Source organism: Streptomyces mangrovisoli (assembly GCF_000974985.2).
Classification (GTDB): Bacteria; Actinomycetota; Actinomycetes; order Streptomycetales; family Streptomycetaceae; genus Streptomyces; species Streptomyces mangrovisoli.
This window is the reverse complement of sequence record NZ_LAVA02000036.1, coordinates 111,836-125,832: the sequence shown is the minus strand read 5'-3', so window position 1 is coordinate 125,832 and position 13,997 is coordinate 111,836. Positions and strand designations below refer to the sequence as shown.

12 protein-coding genes and 1 pseudogene are annotated in these 13,997 nt (G+C 73.2%); 11 read left to right on the top strand and 2 right to left on the bottom strand.

Annotated elements, in window-relative coordinates:
* A partial coding sequence (locus tag WN71_RS17445; protein ID WP_240529681.1) for a hypothetical protein occupies window positions 1-1,036 on the top strand: 1,036 nt, incomplete at its 5' end.
* Complete coding sequence (mycP, locus tag WN71_RS17440; protein ID WP_046584510.1) at window positions 1,033-2,196, top strand: type VII secretion-associated serine protease mycosin; 1,164 nt, start codon at window positions 1,033-1,035, stop codon at window positions 2,194-2,196. The genes WN71_RS17445 and mycP, both read left to right, overlap by 4 nt.
* Before the next feature lie 36 nt (window positions 2,197-2,232).
* On the opposite strand, the gene WN71_RS17435 is transcribed toward mycP, so the two are convergent.
* Entirely contained in the window at window positions 2,233-3,240 is a 1,008-nt protein-coding gene (locus tag WN71_RS17435; RefSeq protein WP_046584509.1) for a serine hydrolase, read from the bottom strand.
* A 150-nt stretch (window positions 3,241-3,390) separates the two neighbouring features.
* Between WN71_RS17435 and WN71_RS17430 the strand changes: the two genes are divergently transcribed.
* Complete coding sequence (locus WN71_RS17430) at window positions 3,391-4,125, top strand: SseB family protein (protein WP_046584519.1); 735 nt, start codon at window positions 3,391-3,393, stop codon at window positions 4,123-4,125.
* Between the two features lie 35 nt (window positions 4,126-4,160).
* On the opposite strand, the gene WN71_RS17425 is transcribed toward WN71_RS17430, so the two are convergent.
* Window positions 4,161-4,523, bottom strand: coding sequence for a DUF1844 domain-containing protein (locus tag WN71_RS17425; protein WP_046584508.1), 363 nt, complete (start codon window positions 4,521-4,523; stop codon window positions 4,161-4,163).
* 367 nt (window positions 4,524-4,890) lie between these two features.
* Between WN71_RS17425 and infC the strand changes: the two are divergent.
* The 8 genes and pseudogenes from infC to WN71_RS17385 all read left to right on the top strand — a co-directional run bounded on the left by infC (window position 4,891) and on the right by WN71_RS17385 (window position 13,921).
* Window positions 4,891-5,590: pseudogene (gene infC, locus WN71_RS17420) on the top strand (translation initiation factor IF-3).
* 110 nt (window positions 5,591-5,700) lie between these two features.
* The gene (rpmI, locus tag WN71_RS17415; RefSeq protein WP_003977225.1) at window positions 5,701-5,895 is read left to right on the top strand and encodes a 50S ribosomal protein L35; all 195 of its coding nucleotides are present in this window, start codon (window positions 5,701-5,703) and stop codon (window positions 5,893-5,895) included.
* 113 nt (window positions 5,896-6,008) lie between these two features.
* The gene (gene rplT, locus WN71_RS17410; protein ID WP_020938960.1) at window positions 6,009-6,392 is read left to right on the top strand and encodes a 50S ribosomal protein L20; all 384 of its coding nucleotides are present in this window, start codon (window positions 6,009-6,011) and stop codon (window positions 6,390-6,392) included.
* Window positions 6,393-6,571: 179 nt separating this feature from the next.
* Window positions 6,572-7,432, top strand: coding sequence for a TrmH family RNA methyltransferase (locus WN71_RS17405; protein WP_046584506.1), 861 nt, complete (start codon window positions 6,572-6,574; stop codon window positions 7,430-7,432).
* A 46-nt stretch (window positions 7,433-7,478) separates the two neighbouring features.
* Window positions 7,479-8,618: a sensor histidine kinase gene (locus tag WN71_RS17400; RefSeq protein ID WP_046584505.1), complete on the top strand. Its 1,140-nt coding sequence runs from the start codon at window positions 7,479-7,481 to the stop codon at window positions 8,616-8,618.
* A 187-nt stretch (window positions 8,619-8,805) separates the two neighbouring features.
* Entirely contained in the window at window positions 8,806-9,927 is a 1,122-nt protein-coding gene (gene pheS / locus WN71_RS17395) for a phenylalanine--tRNA ligase subunit alpha (protein ID WP_046584504.1), read from the top strand.
* On the top strand, window positions 9,927-12,440 hold the full coding sequence (pheT, locus tag WN71_RS17390; RefSeq protein ID WP_046584503.1) for a phenylalanine--tRNA ligase subunit beta: 2,514 nt from the start codon (window positions 9,927-9,929) through the stop codon (window positions 12,438-12,440). The genes pheS and pheT overlap by 1 nt, the downstream gene beginning before the upstream one ends.
* 377 nt (window positions 12,441-12,817) lie before the next feature.
* Window positions 12,818-13,921 (top strand): PP2C family protein-serine/threonine phosphatase, encoded by a 1,104-nt coding sequence (locus WN71_RS17385; RefSeq protein WP_079177920.1) that lies wholly within the window; start codon window positions 12,818-12,820, stop codon window positions 13,919-13,921.
* The last annotated feature ends 76 nt before the right edge of the window (window positions 13,922-13,997 follow it).

Sequence of the window (13,997 nt, the reverse complement as noted above, 5' to 3'; positions counted from 1 at the left end):
CCCGCCGCGCCCGTCCGGCACCCCGCCGCAGGCCGGCGCGCCCGTGGCGCCGCCGTACCACCCGCGCGTCACCTCCGCGGCGCCGCCCGCCGCCCCGCCGCGGGCCACCCCCGCCGCCCCGGCGGGCACGCCCGCGCCCGATCCCTCGCTCTCCTGGAGCGCCGCCCTGCCGCCGACCGAGCCCACCGCGCCGACCGTCGTGTCGTTCGCCCGGCCCGAGGGGTACGGCGAACGCCCCCGGCGCATCGAGGCGTTCGGCGGCCGGGTGCGCGGGCGTACCGCCGCGGCCGCGGCCTGCGTCGTCCTCGGACTCGGACTCGTCGGCGGCGCCGTCACCGGCAGCTGGCTCACCGGCGGCTCCGGCGGCGAGCCCGACCAGGACGCCTACGCCACCGCCGGCGGCCTGTGGCACAGCATCCCCGTCGACCAGCTCTTCCCGCGTACCGTCACGGGCACCGGCGCGGGCCCCGGCGGCGCCGACCGCACCTGGACCCGGATCGCCGTCGCCCCCGACAGCGGCTGCGCGAACGCCTTCGACCCGCTGCTGAAGAAGGCGCTCGCCCCCGTCGGCTGCGCGCGGCTGCTGCGCGCCACCTACACCGACGCCACGCAGTCCTACGTCACCACCGTCGGCCTGATGTTCACCAAGGCCGACGCCACCGCCATGAACGCCCTCGCCACCCGCTTCAAGAACGAGCGGCTCGACCGCCGCACCGACCTCATGCCCCGCCCGTACGCCGCCAAGGGCACCGCCGCGGCCGGGTTCGGCGACAAGCAGCGAGCCTCCTGGACGATCAACGTGTTCACCGACGCCCCCGTCGTGGTCTACGCCGTCTCCGGCTGGGCCGACGGCCGCAGTGTCGACGCCCCGCAGCCCGCCGCCGACGCCGAGCAGTCCGGCGCCACCACGGCGCCCGCCCAGGCCGGCCTCGGCAACGAGGCGCAGGGCCTGGCCGACCGCATCGGCCGCGACCTGCGCCGTACCGCCGTCGGGGGCTCGCCCAGCCCGAGCACGGCCGGCGGAGGCGCCTCGTGAGGCGCCGCGCCGGAGCGGCGCTGAGCCTGTTCCTGGCCGCGTCGGTCGCGCTGCTGCCCTCCACCGCCGCGCACGCCGACAGCATCCGGGCCCAGCAGTGGGCCCTGTCCGCCATGCACACCGAGCAGGCGTGGCGCACCACCAAGGGCAAGGGCGTCACCGTCGCCGTCCTCGACACGGGCGTCGAGGACGACCACCCCGACCTCAAGGGCAACGTCCTGGCCGGCAAGGACCTCATCGGCTTCGGCGCCAAGCGCGGCGACCGCGCCTGGGCCCGGCACGGCACCGCCATGGCCGGGATCATCGCCGGTCACGGCCACGGCGCGGGCGACTCCGAGGGCGTCATGGGCATCGCCCCCGAGGCCAAGATCCTCCCGGTCCGGGTGATCCTGGAGGACGGCGACTCCGCCCGCACGAAGGCCCGCACCACCCGGGGCAACGCCCTCGCCGAGGGCATCCGCTGGGCCGCCGACCACGGCGCCGACGTCATCAACCTCTCCCTCGGCGACGACTCGGCCTCCGCGCACCCCGAGCCGACCGAGGACGAGGCCGTGCAGTACGCCCTGAAGAAGGGCGTCGTCGTGGTCGCGTCGGCCGGCAACGGCGGCGAGAAGGGCGACCACGTCTCCTACCCCGCCGCCTACCCGGGCGTCATCGCGGCCGCCGCCGTGGACCGCTACGGCACCCGCGCCTCGTTCTCCACCCGCCGCTGGTACTCCGCCGTCGCCGCGCCCGGTGTCGACGTCGTGATCGCCGACCCGGACCACAAGTACTACGAGGGCTGGGGGACCAGCGCGGCCTCCGCGTTCGTCTCCGGCGCGGTCGCGCTGCTCAAGTCCGCGTATCCGCAGCTGACCCCCGCCCAGGTCAAGACGCTCCTGGAGGACACGGCCCGCAACGCCCCCGTCGGCGGCCGGGACGACTCCCGCGGCTTCGGCTTCATCGACCCCGCCGCCGCGCTCAAGGCCGCCGCGAAGCTGCGCCCGGCGAAGCTGCACGCGGCCGCGTACGACAAGCGGTACTTCGGCCCGGGACCCGACGCCGCCAGGACGGACGACGGCACACCGGGCTGGGCGGGCCCGCTCGCGGGCGGACTCGGCGCCCTCCTGCTGATCGCGGCGGTCGCCCTGTGGCGCCGCCGGGGCCACACCCCCCGCTGAGCCCCCGACCGTCTTAGGGCTGCGGATGCGGATGCGCTACGACGTCGTACCGGACGCGGACGCGGACGCCGAGGCAGACGCGGAAGCCGACGCGTCCTCGCCCGTGAAGGTCGCGACCGCCGCCTTCGCCGCCGCCTCGACCAGCGTGATGCCCTTCGCCTGGGTGGTGCTCCCCTTGGACAACACGGCCACCAGGTAGTCCTTGCCGCCGGCCGTCACCCGGCCGATGCTGTTGACGTCCCACAGCCCGGTGGTGCTGCGCGCCAGCCAGCCGTTCTTCAGCGCCCACTGCGAGCCGTCGGCCGCCGCCGACACCCCCCAGTGCTGGTCCGCCTCTATGTTCTTCATCAGCCCCTGAAGGTACGACTGCGAGGAGTCGCTCAGTTTCGAGTCGTCCCCGAACACCTGCTGGAGCAGCGTGAGCTGGTCCGAGGCGGTCGTCTGGGTCAGCCCCCACAGCACCCCGTCACCGCCCTCGGTGCCGGTCAGCCCGAACCGCTTGTTGGCCGCGTCCAGCCCCTTCGCCGTGCCGATGATGTTCCACAGCGCCGACGCGGAGTCGTTGTCGCTGTTCTCGATCATCGAGGTGGCGTACGTCCGCTCCGCCGACGTCAGATGCCGGTCCGCGTCCTGGGCCTGGAGCAGCAGCGTCGCGAGGATGTCGACCTTGACGATGCTCGCCGTGTCGAACGCGGCGTCGCCGTACGTGGCGCTGGTGCCCGAGTCCATGTCGAGCACGGCCGCGGAGACCTTCTGGTCGCCGGTCAGGGCCACCGTCCGCACGGCCTTCGTCATCAGGGCGTCGTAGTCGACCGCCGGCTGTGTCACGGGTTCCACCGATGCCTCCCCGCCCGCCTGCGCCGTGGCGGACACCGACGGCGACGAGGACGCGGCGCTCCCACCGGGCTGCGCCTGCGCCTTCACATAAGCCGTACCCGCCGCCGTGCCTCCCACGACCGCGACCGCGGCGAGGGTGACGTAGAGGAGGGGACGGCGCCGGGACGGACGGGCGGCACGGCGACGGGCGGCTCTGGAGGACTCCATGACCGCGATGGTCCGGGGGGCGACTGTGCGCTTCGTTAGACGAACGTGAGATCCGTGTCAGCGCTTTCTGAGAAAAGCGTGAAGGCCGTGTCCGCGTGGTTTCGGGGGCCGCACAAGCGCAGCAGCATCCCCCCGATAGGGTCGGTGACCGTGGCGAAGATGAACATTCCCGACCCCGGCTACTCCGACGACGACGGCTCGGCCGACCCCCGGCTGAGCGCGGCGCTCGCGGCGTGGGCCGAGGACCGTGGCGCGCTCGGGCCCGTCCTGGAATCCCTCAGGGGCGCCCGGCTGCTCGTCCCGGTCGTCGCCGTGCTCGGCGAGGTCGAGGAGGACGAGAACGGGCTGCGGCGCGAGAAGACCAGCGACATGGCGGTGCCCACCCTGAAGGCCGGGGGCCGTACCGCCCTGCCCGCCTTCACCTCCACCGACTCGCTGGCCCGCTGGGACCCGGCGGCGCGCCCGGTCGCCGTACCGCTGCACCAGGCGCTCCAGGCCGCCGCGCACGAGAAGGCGGACACCGTCGTGCTGGACATGGCGGGACCGGTGCCGTTCGAGCTGACCGGGCCGGTGCTGCTGGCGCTCGCCGAGGGCCGCACGTCCACCGACCCGCTGGCCGATCCGGAGGTGGTCGGCGCGGTGCGGGCCGCCGTGGCCGCCGAGCCCGCCGTGCTGCGCGCCTATCTGGGCCCGGGACGGGCCGACGGCACCCTGGCCCTCGTCCTCGACCCGGCCGCCGTGCCCGCCGAGGCCGCCCGCGCCGTCGCCGGGCGGCTGGCCGCCGACGAGACGCTGCGGGCCCGGCTGGTGCGCGGCCTCGACCTGGCGCTGCTGCCGGCCGACGCCGCGGCGCCGGGCGCGCCGCTGTACGAGCGGGGAGTCTGACGCCGGGCGCGCCGCTGTACGACCGGGTCCCGGTACTAGCCGTAGACCGGGCCCGTGTACTTCTCGCCCGGGCCCTGGCCCGGCTCGTCCGCGACGATCGACGCCTCGCGGAACGCCAGCTGGAGCGACTTCAGGCCGTCGCGCAGCGGAGCCGCGTGGAAGGAGCTGATCTCGGTCGCGCTCGCGTCGAGCAGGCCGGCGAGCGCGCTCACCAGCTTGCGGGCCTCGTCCAGGTCCTTGTACTTGTCGCCCTCCTCGGTCAGCCCGAGCTTCACGGCGGCCGCGCTCATCAGGTTGACGGCGACCGTCACGATCACCTCGACCGCAGGGACCTCGGCGATGTCGCGGGTCATGGCGTCGAAGTCGGCGTTCTCGGGGGAGGGGGAGGTGTCACTCATGCCCCACACGATAGGTGCCGGGGCGCACGGCCTGCGCATCGAGCCCCGGAAGGCACCGATTAGCCGTTCCCCCACGTTGCTGCTAACCTTGTGTGACGACCGGCCGGACACTCCTGTGCCCGGCCCACAAGTGGAGGCTCCGATCTCCCACCTGACCGTCCCCCGGGACGGCAGGTCACCCGGTCAGGTGGCCACCATCGTTCCGTACGGACGATGGAGCCGCCCGATTAGCGCCCCGCGACATACCGCGGCGGTGCTCCGGTAGTGTTTTTGGAGCCCCGCCTGCGAATCGTCCGGGGCATTTTTTGTGCTTCGGCGCGGTTAGGTCTACGGAAAAGAGACATACGCGGCTGTCCGCCAGACCGCCGTGTGGTGCTAACCGAGGAGGATCCATCAGCGCCGAGCCCCGCATCAACGACCGGATTCGCGTTCCCGAGGTGCGACTTGTCGGTCCCAGTGGCGAGCAGGTGGGCATCGTCCCGCTGGCGAAGGCACTGGAGCTTGCGCAGGAGTACGACCTGGACCTGGTCGAGGTCGCGGCGAACGCCCGTCCGCCCGTGTGCAAGCTCATGGACTACGGGAAGTTCAAGTACGAGTCGGCCATGAAGGCCCGTGAGGCGCGCAAGAACCAGGCGCACACGGTCATCAAGGAGATGAAGCTCCGGCCGAAGATCGACCCGCACGACTATGACACCAAGAAGGGTCACGTCGTCCGGTTCCTCAAGCAGGGCGACAAGGTCAAGATCACGATCATGTTCCGTGGTCGCGAGCAGTCCCGGCCGGAACTCGGCTACCGACTGCTGCAGCGCCTCGCGGAGGACGTCCAGGACCTCGGTTTCGTCGAGTCGAACCCGAAGCAGGACGGCCGAAACATGATCATGGTTCTCGGTCCGCACAAGAAGAAGACCGAGGCGATGGCCGAGGCCAGGCAGGCGCAGGAAGCCCGCAAGGCGGAAGCGAAGGCCAACCCCGGCAAGTCGCAGAACCCCGCCGAGGCCGAGGCCGAGGCCGCCGAGGTTGACGAGGTGCCCAGCGAGGCGCCCGCCGAGGAACCCGCCGAGGCGTGATCCCGGGGACGCCCCGTCCCAGGATGTAACCGAAACAAGAGCGACGCTCCACCGTGCCCGGTTTTCGCGACCGGGCATCGGAGCGCCACCGACGAGGAGATAACGGCGCTATGCCGAAGAACAAGTCGCACAGCGGTGCCAGCAAGCGCTTCAAGATCACCGGCTCCGGCAAGGTGCTCCGCGAGCGCGCCGGCAAGCGCCACCTGCTCGAGCACAAGTCGTCCCGCGTGACGCGCCGCCTCACCGGCAACGCCGAGATGGCCCCGGGCGACGCCGCGAAGATCAAGAAGCTTCTCGGCAAGTGACGCCTCGGCGCCTGATCCACGGATCAGCGTGCGCCGTACGTCAGCAGGACCGGGACCCAATCGTTTCCGGGCCGTGTGAGTCCAACCACGGCCCCGCTACAAGGAGTTAAAAAGTGGCACGCGTCAAGCGGGCAGTCAACGCCCACAAGAAGCGCCGGGCGATCCTCGAGGCGGCCTCCGGCTACCGCGGTCAGCGTTCGCGCCTGTACCGCAAGGCCAAGGAGCAGGTCACCCACTCGCTGGTCTACAACTACAACGACCGCAAGAAGCGCAAGGGCGACTTCCGTCAGCTGTGGATCCAGCGCATCAACGCCGCTGCCCGCGCCAACGGCATCACGTACAACCGCTTCATCCAGGGTCTGAAGGCCGCCAACGTCGAGGTGGACCGCAAGATCCTCGCGGAGCTGGCCGTCAACGACGCCAACGCGTTCGCCGCGCTGGTCGAGGTGGCGCAGAAGGCGCTGCCGAGCGACGTCAACGCGCCGAAGGCCGCGTGACGCTGCGCCGGCTTCGGCCGTGATGTTCAGGACCCGCAGGCTTCAGAGCTTGCGGGTCCTGTCCATTTGGGTCCTGCCGGTCGGTGTTCGGCTGCCGGGCCGTCGTGGCTGGTCGCGCAGTTCCCCGCGCCCCTTCGGGGGCGCTTTGAGCAAGCTCCTGGAAGTCAGAAAGCAAGAGGATGTCCTCCGTCTCTCCTGAGTTGATCTCTTCTCGGTCCGCGCGTGTGGTTGCCGCGCGGCGGCTGGCCAGGCGGAACTTTCGGGGCAAGGACCGGCTGTTTCTCGCGGAGGGGCCGCAGGCCGTGCGGGAGGCGGCGGCGCACCGGGTGGCCGCCGGCGCCACGCTCGTCGAGCTGTTCGCCACCGTCGAGGCCGCGGAGCGCTACGCCGACATCGTCGGTGCGGCCCGCGCCGTCGGCGCCCGTGTCCACCTCGCCGCCGAGGAGGTGATCGCGGACGTCTCCACCACCGTCACCCCGCAGGGGCTCGTCGGCGTCTGCCGCTTCCTCGACACCCGCTTCGAGGACGTCCTCGAAGCCCGCCCCCGGCTCGTCGCCGTGCTGGCCAACGTCCGCGACCCAGGGAACGCCGGGACCGTGCTGCGCTGCGCGGACGCCGCCGGCGCCGAGGCCGTCGTCCTCACCGACGCCTCCGTGGACCTCTACAACCCCAAGGCCGTACGCGCCTCCGTGGGCTCCCTGTTCCATCTGCCCGTCGCCGTGGGCGTACCCGTCGAGGAGGCCGTCGCGGGCCTGCGGGCCGCGGGCGTACGCATCCTCGCCGCCGACGGAGCGGGCGACCACGACCTCGACGCCGAGCTGGACGGCGACACCATGGGCGGCCCCACCGCCTGGGTGTTCGGCAACGAGGCCTGGGGCCTGCCCGAGGAGACCCGCGCGCTCGCCGACGCCGTCGTGCGCGTCCCGATCCACGGGAAGGCCGAGAGCCTGAACCTCGCGACCGCCGCCGCCGTATGTCTCTATGCGTCGGCGCGTGCACAGCGTGCCTCCGGAGGGTGCCGCTCCGTCACCGAGAGCTAGTAGGGTGACCAGCTCGGGGGCCTCGGCTGAGAGATTGGGTACGGGGATGGGTGTCGGCACGAGCAGCGCGCGGGGGGCGCGGGACGCGAGCCGCGCCGCGGTGCCCCGCCGGACCGACGACCTCGCCGACCTCGGCATCGACCCCGACGAACTGCCCGACGGCCTCGTCGTCGCCGACGAGCAGGGCCGCGTGATCTGCTTCAACGCCGCCGCCGAACGCATCACCGGCCGCTCCGCCGAGGACGCCCTGGGGCAGCGCCTGGAGACGGCGCTGCCGCTGGAGGACCTCGAAGGGCGGCGCTGGTGGCAGCTGACCGACCCCTACGGCGGCCTCGGCATACGGGTGCGCCAGCCCGAGCGCAACCTGCTGCTGCCCGGCGGCCGCGAGGTCCTGGTCACCGCGCGGTACGTGCGCGCCGAGGCGGGCGGCCCGGTGCGCCGGGTCGTCGTCTCGCTGCGCGACACCGAGGCCCGCCGCCGTACCGAGCGCAGCCACGCCGAGCTGATCGCCACCGTCGCCCACGAGCTGCGCTCCCCGCTCACCTCCGTCAAGGGCTTCACCGCCACCCTGCTCGCCAAGTGGGAACGGTTCACCGACGACCAGAAGCGGCTGATGCTGGAGACCGTCGACGCCGACGCCAACCGCGTCACCCGGCTGATAGCCGAGCTGCTCGACATCTCCCGGATCGACAGCGGACGGCTGGAGGTGCGCCGCCAGCCCGTCGACATGGGCGCGGCCGTGGGGCGCCACATCCAGGCCTACGTCGCCGCCGGACAGCCCGCCGACCGGTTCCTGCTCCGCATCGAGCAGCCGCTGCCCGCGTGCTGGGCCGACCCCGACAAGATCGACCAGGTACTCAGCAACCTGCTCGAAAATGCGGTGCGGCACGGGGAGGGAACCGTCACGATAGACGTCACGCCCGCGCCGTCCCCCCGGGAGGGGGAGGACGTCGGCACGTCGGTCACGGTGAGCGACGAGGGCGCCGGCATCCCGGAGGAGTCCATGAACCGCGTCTTCACCCGCTTCTGGCGGGGCAGCAAACGCGGCGGCACGGGCCTCGGGCTGTACATCGTCAAGGGCATCGTCGAGGCCCACGGCGGAGTCATCACGGTCGGCCGCGCCACCGGCGGTGGCGCCGAGTTCCGATTTACGTTGCCCGTGAGCACGCCGGCCTATCTGACCTGAGCCGCTCACGGGCGCAAGAACCAGCGACGCCGGAGACCGCGGGACCGCCCGCTGTCCGGCCCACGGGCACGTCCGCCCGCCCCCACCCCGTTAGACTCGGCCTTTGGCACCTTTGTGTCCCACCGCGACCGGGCCCGAGCGCCGGTGACGGGGACCTTCAGCCAGCCAATCGGAAGCACGGGAAGAGATGTCGGCACCGAATAAGTCGTACGACCCTGTCGAGGTAGAGGCGTTGAAACCGGAAGAGATCGAGCGCATGCGGGACGAGGCGCTCGCCGCCTTCGCCGCCGCGGACTCCCTCGACGCGCTCCAGGAGGCCAAGGTCGCCCACACCGGCGGCACCTCCCCGCTGTCGCTGGCCAACCGCGAGATCGGCGCCCTGCCCCCGCACGCCAAGGCCGCGGCCGGCAAACTGGTCGGCCAGGCCCGCGGCGCCGTCAACAAGGCGCTCGCCGGCCGTCAGACCGAGCTGGAGGCCGAGCGCGACGCGCGCGTGCTGGTCGAGGAGTCGGTGGACGTCACGCTGCCGTACGACCGCGTGCCGGCCGGCGCCCGCCACCCGCTGACGACCCTGTCGGAGCGCATCGAGGACGTCTTCGTGGCCATGGGCTACGAGGTCGCCGAGGGCCCCCAGGTCGAGGCCGAGTGGTTCAACTTCGACGCCCTGAACATCGGCCCGGACCACCCGGCCCGCGGCGAGCAGGACACCTTCTTCGTGGAGGGCCCGGACGGCACCGCCGACTCCGGCGTCGTGCTGCGCACCCACACCTCGCCCGTGCAGATCCGCTCGCTGCTCGAACGTGAGCTGCCGGTCTACGTGATCTGCCCCGGCCGGGTGTACCGCACCGACGAGCTGGACGCCACCCACACCCCCGTCTTCCACCAGGTCGAGCTGCTCGCCGTGGACGAGGGCCTGACGATGGCGGACCTCAAGGGCACCCTGGACCACATGGTCCAGTCCCTGTTCGGCGAGGACATGAAGACCCGGCTGCGGCCGAACTTCTTCCCCTTCACCGAGCCGTCCGCCGAGATGGACATGGTGTGCTACGTCTGCCGCGGCGAGTCCGTCGGCAACCCCGACCGCCCCTGCCGCACCTGCTCCTCCGAGGGCTGGATCGAGCTGGGCGGCTGCGGGATGGTCAACCCCAAGGTGCTGACCGCCTGCGGCGTCGACCCGGAGAAGTACAGCGGGTTCGCCTTCGGCTTCGGCATCGAGCGGCTGGCGATGTTCCGCCACAACGTCGAGGACATGCGAGACATGGTCGAAGGTGACGTCCGGTTCACCCGGCCGTTCGGGATGGAGATCTGATGCGGGTCCCGCTTTCTTGGCTGCGGGAGTACGTCGACCTGCCGGCGACGGAGACCGGCCGCGACGTCCAGGCCAAGCTCATCTCGGCCGGCCTCGAGGTCGAGGCCGTCGAGCACCTCGGCGCCGACCTCAAGGGCCCGCTGGTGGTCGGCCAGGTGCTGACCATCGAGGAGCTGGAGGGCTTCAAGAAGCCGATCCGCTTCTGCACCGTCGACGTCGGCCAGGCCAACGGCACCGGTGAGCCGCAGGAGATCGTCTGCGGCGCCCGCAACTTCGCCGTCGGCGACAAGGTCGTCGTCGTGCTGCCCGGCGCCACGCTGCCCGGCGGCTTCTCCATCGCCGCGCGCAAGACGTACGGCAAGACCTCGCACGGCATGATCTGCTCCACCGACGAGCTGGGCATGGGCGACGACGGCTCCAAGGGCATCATCGTGCTGCCGCCGGAGACCGAGGTCGGCAAGGACGCCGTCGAACTGCTCGAACTGGTCGACGAGGTCCTCGACATCGCCGTCACCGCCAACCGCGGCGACTGCCTGTCCATCCGCGGCGTGGCCCGCGAGACGGGCATCGCCTACGGCCTGCCGCTGCGCGACCCGGCCCTGATCGACGTGCCCGCGCCGAACGCCTTCGGCTACCCGGTCGAGGTCTCCGAGCCGGTCGGCTGCGACCGCTTCACCGCCCGCACGGTCACCGGCCTCGGCCCCGAGGCGCGCTCCCCGATCTGGCTCCAGCGCCGGCTCCAGAAGGTCGGGATGCGCCCGATCTCGCTCGCTGTCGACATCACCAACTACGTGATGATGGAGCTCGGCCAGCCGCTGCACGCCTACGACCGGGGCCTGGTCCAGGGCACCATCGGCGTGCGCCGCGCCCAGGAGGGCGAGAAGCTCGTCACCCTCGACGGCGTCGAGCGCACGCTGCACGCCGAGGACCTGGTGATCACCGACGACCGCGGCCCCATCGGCCTCGCGGGCGTCATGGGCGGCGCCAACACCGAGATCGCCGACCACGACGATCTCGAGAAGGCGACCTCCGACGTCGTCATCGAGGCCGCGCACTTCGACGCGGTGTCCATCGCGCGCACGGCCCGCCGCCACAAGCTGTCCTCCGAGGCGTCCCGCCGCTTCGAGCGCGGTGTCGACCCGCTGGCCGCCTCCGCGGCCGCGCAGCGCACGGTCGACCTGCTGGTGCTGCTCGCGGGCGGCACCGCCGACGCCGGCGTCACCGAGGTCATCGCCCCGTCCGCGCCGCGCACCATCAGCGCCCCGGCCGACCACCCGGACAAGGTCGCGGGCGTCGAGTACGGCCGCGAGACGGTCGTACGACGGCTCCAGGAGATCGGCTGCGACGTCTACGGGCAGGACGAGCTGATCGTCACCGTCCCGTCCTGGCGGCCCGACCTCACCGAGCCGAACGACCTCGCCGAGGAGGTCATCCGGCTGGAGGGCTACGAGAACCTGCCCTCCACGCTGCCCAAGCCCCCCGCGGGCCGCGGCCTGACCCCCCGTCAGCGGCTGCACCGCCGGATCGGCCGCGCCCTGGCCGGGGCGGGCTACGTCGAGGCGCCGAACTACCCGTTCGTCTCGGAGCAGGTCTTCGAGCAGCTCGGGCTCGACGCGGACGACCCGGCCCGCCGGGTCGTGAAGCTGGTCAACCCGCTCAGCGACGAGGAGCCCGCGCTGCGCACCTCGCTGCTGCCGGGCCTGCTCGGCGCGCTGCGGCGCAACGACGGGCGCGGCGCGCACGACCTCGCCCTGTTCGAGACCGGGCTCGTCTTCCACCCGCGCGAGGAGCGCGCGGTGGCGGTACGGCCGCCCGTGGACCGGCGTCCCACCGACGCCGAGATCGCCGAGCTGGACGCCGCCCTGCCCGAGCAGCCGCGGCACGCCGCCGTCGTCCTCGCGGGCGCCCGCGAGCAGGCCGGCTGGTGGGGCAAGGGCCGCCCGGCCGACTGGGCGGACGCGGTCGAGGCCGCCCGCACGGTCGCGGCCGAGGCCGGTGCCGAACTGACCGTCCGCAAGGGGCAGTACGGCCCCTGGCACCCGGGCCGCTGCGCCGAGCTGGTGGTCGTCGTCGACGGCACCGAGCGGGTCGTCGGCCACGCGGGCGAGCTGCACCCGCGCGTGGTGAAGGCCCTCGGGCTGCCCGCGCGCACGGCGGCGATGGAGGTGGACCTCGACGTCCTGGAGCGGGTCGGCGACGACACGCCGCAGGCGCCCGGCATCTCCTCCTTCCCGGTGGCGACGCAGGACGTGGCGCTGGTCGTCGACGACTCCGTGCCGCACGCCGACGTCGAGGCGGCGCTGCGCGAGGGCGCCGGCGAACTCCTGGAGGCGATCCGGCTGTTCGACGTCTACGTCAACGCCGACCAGCTCGGCGAGGGCAAGAAGTCCCTCGCCTACGCGCTGCGCTTCCGCGCCGCCGACCGCACCCTGACGGTCGACGAGGCGTCGGCGGCCCGCGACGCGGCGGTCGCCCTCGCGGGTGAGCGCACGGGAGCGGCCCTGCGCGCCTGACCCCGGCACGGCACCCCGCGCCCGGCCCCACCGGGCGCGTCCCGCCGCGCCACACACCCCGCCTCGGCCGGCCCCGGAACCTTCCGGAGCCGGCCGAGTCGTGTCGTGGCGGCCGAGTCCGGTCGTGGCGTACCGGCCGAGTCGTGGCGTACCGGCCGGGTCCCGTCGTGGCGGCCGGGCGACGGCGTCCCGGCCGTCGGCCGGGCGGGCCTGCCTCACCTGCATAAATGCATAAATGCACGGCCTCGAACGGTGCTCACTCGTTCGGGTGAGGGGGTGGGGGGATCCGTCCCCTCCGGGTCGGCGGCATGGACAGAATCGGACCGGCCTTACGGGGCCGGTCCGCGCTGTGACGGCCTACTTGGGGGGCCATCGGCATGATCGGTACGAGGATTGCGGTGGCCCGCGGGGCCCGTCGCCGGCCCTGGCGCCGCGCGCTCGGGACGGGGCTGCCGGCGCTGTGGGGGACCGGGGCGATCACCTACAAACTGACCTGCCCGCTCGCCCAGGAGGACGGGCTCGGCGCGCGGCTGGTCTCCGGTGCCGTCCTCCTCGCGGTCGGCACCGGACTGATCTGCCATGTCCGCCGCGCCCTGGTCCGCGAGCTGCGGCAGGCCCGCCGGGTCGCGGGCGCCGCCCAGAACGTGCTGCTGCGGCCGCTGCCGCCGCGGGTCGGCCTGCTGAGCGTCGCCGCGGTCGGGCTGCCCGCCGAGCGTGGCGCCTCGGTCGGCGGCGACCTCTACGAGGCGATCGCCACCGAGCACGGCGTGCGGGTGCTCATCGGCGACGTCCGCGGACACGGGCTCGCCGCCCTCGGCGCCGTGGCCGCCGTCCTCGGCAGCTTCCGCGAGGCCGCGTACGACGAGGCCCCGCTCGGCGGCGTACTGCGCCGGCTCGACCGCGCGCTCGCCCGCCACCTGCGCGAACGCGCCCGTGAGGAACACCCCGCCAGGGGCCCCGGGGGGCGGGGCGGCGCGGACCCGGCGAACCCCGTCGCCGAGGAGTTCGTCACCGTCCTGCTGCTGGAGATCCGACCCGAGGGAGACGTGTACGCCCTCAACTGCGGCCACCCCTGGCCCTATCTGCTCGGCCCCGACCGCGTCGGCCCCCTGGAGGGCGCCGAACCCCTGCCTCCGCTCGGGCCGTTCCCGCTTCCCGTCGCGCTCGGACCGCAGCGGCTCGGCCGACTCGGGCCCGGCGAGGCGCTGTTCCTGTACACGGACGGTGTCGGAGACGCCCGTGACGCACATGGCCGGTTCTTTCCCCTGCCGGAGGTCCTCGGCGAGGCCGTGCGCGGGGGGATCCTCTCCCCGCAGGCCGTGCTGCGCGTGGTCTTCCCCCGGTTGCTGCGGCACACCGGGCCGGCCCCCGACGACGACATGGCCGCGGTCGTCCTGCACAACGACCGCATCCGGAACGCTCGGTCCCCGGCCCCGCCGGCGACCGAGCCGGCTGGGCACCGGGCGCATCGCGTGACGTGACGTTGTGGGGGAGAGGTGTCACGCCCTCCCGAGCGATGCGCCCGGAGTCCCGCCCGGAGCATGCTCCGGCACGCCG

What these genes read in the sequence shown, in the direction of transcription:
- WN71_RS17425 (WP_046584508.1), bottom strand. Translation starts at nt 4,523, where the DNA reads ATGAGTGACACCTCCCCCTCCCCCGAGAACGCCGACTTCGACGCCATG.
- WN71_RS17385 (WP_079177920.1), top strand. Translation starts at nt 12,818, where the DNA reads ATGATCGGTACGAGGATTGCGGTGGCCCGCGGGGCCCGTCGCCGGCCC.
- WN71_RS17435 (WP_046584509.1), bottom strand. Translation starts at nt 3,240, where the DNA reads ATGGAGTCCTCCAGAGCCGCCCGTCGCCGTGCCGCCCGTCCGTCCCGG.
- WN71_RS17400 (WP_046584505.1), top strand. Translation starts at nt 7,479, where the DNA reads ATGGGTGTCGGCACGAGCAGCGCGCGGGGGGCGCGGGACGCGAGCCGC.
- pheT (WP_046584503.1), top strand. Translation starts at nt 9,927, where the DNA reads ATGCGGGTCCCGCTTTCTTGGCTGCGGGAGTACGTCGACCTGCCGGCG.
- pheS (WP_046584504.1), top strand. Translation starts at nt 8,806, where the DNA reads ATGTCGGCACCGAATAAGTCGTACGACCCTGTCGAGGTAGAGGCGTTG.
- WN71_RS17405 (WP_046584506.1), top strand. Translation starts at nt 6,572, where the DNA reads ATGTCCTCCGTCTCTCCTGAGTTGATCTCTTCTCGGTCCGCGCGTGTG.
- rpmI (WP_003977225.1), top strand. Translation starts at nt 5,701, where the DNA reads ATGCCGAAGAACAAGTCGCACAGCGGTGCCAGCAAGCGCTTCAAGATC.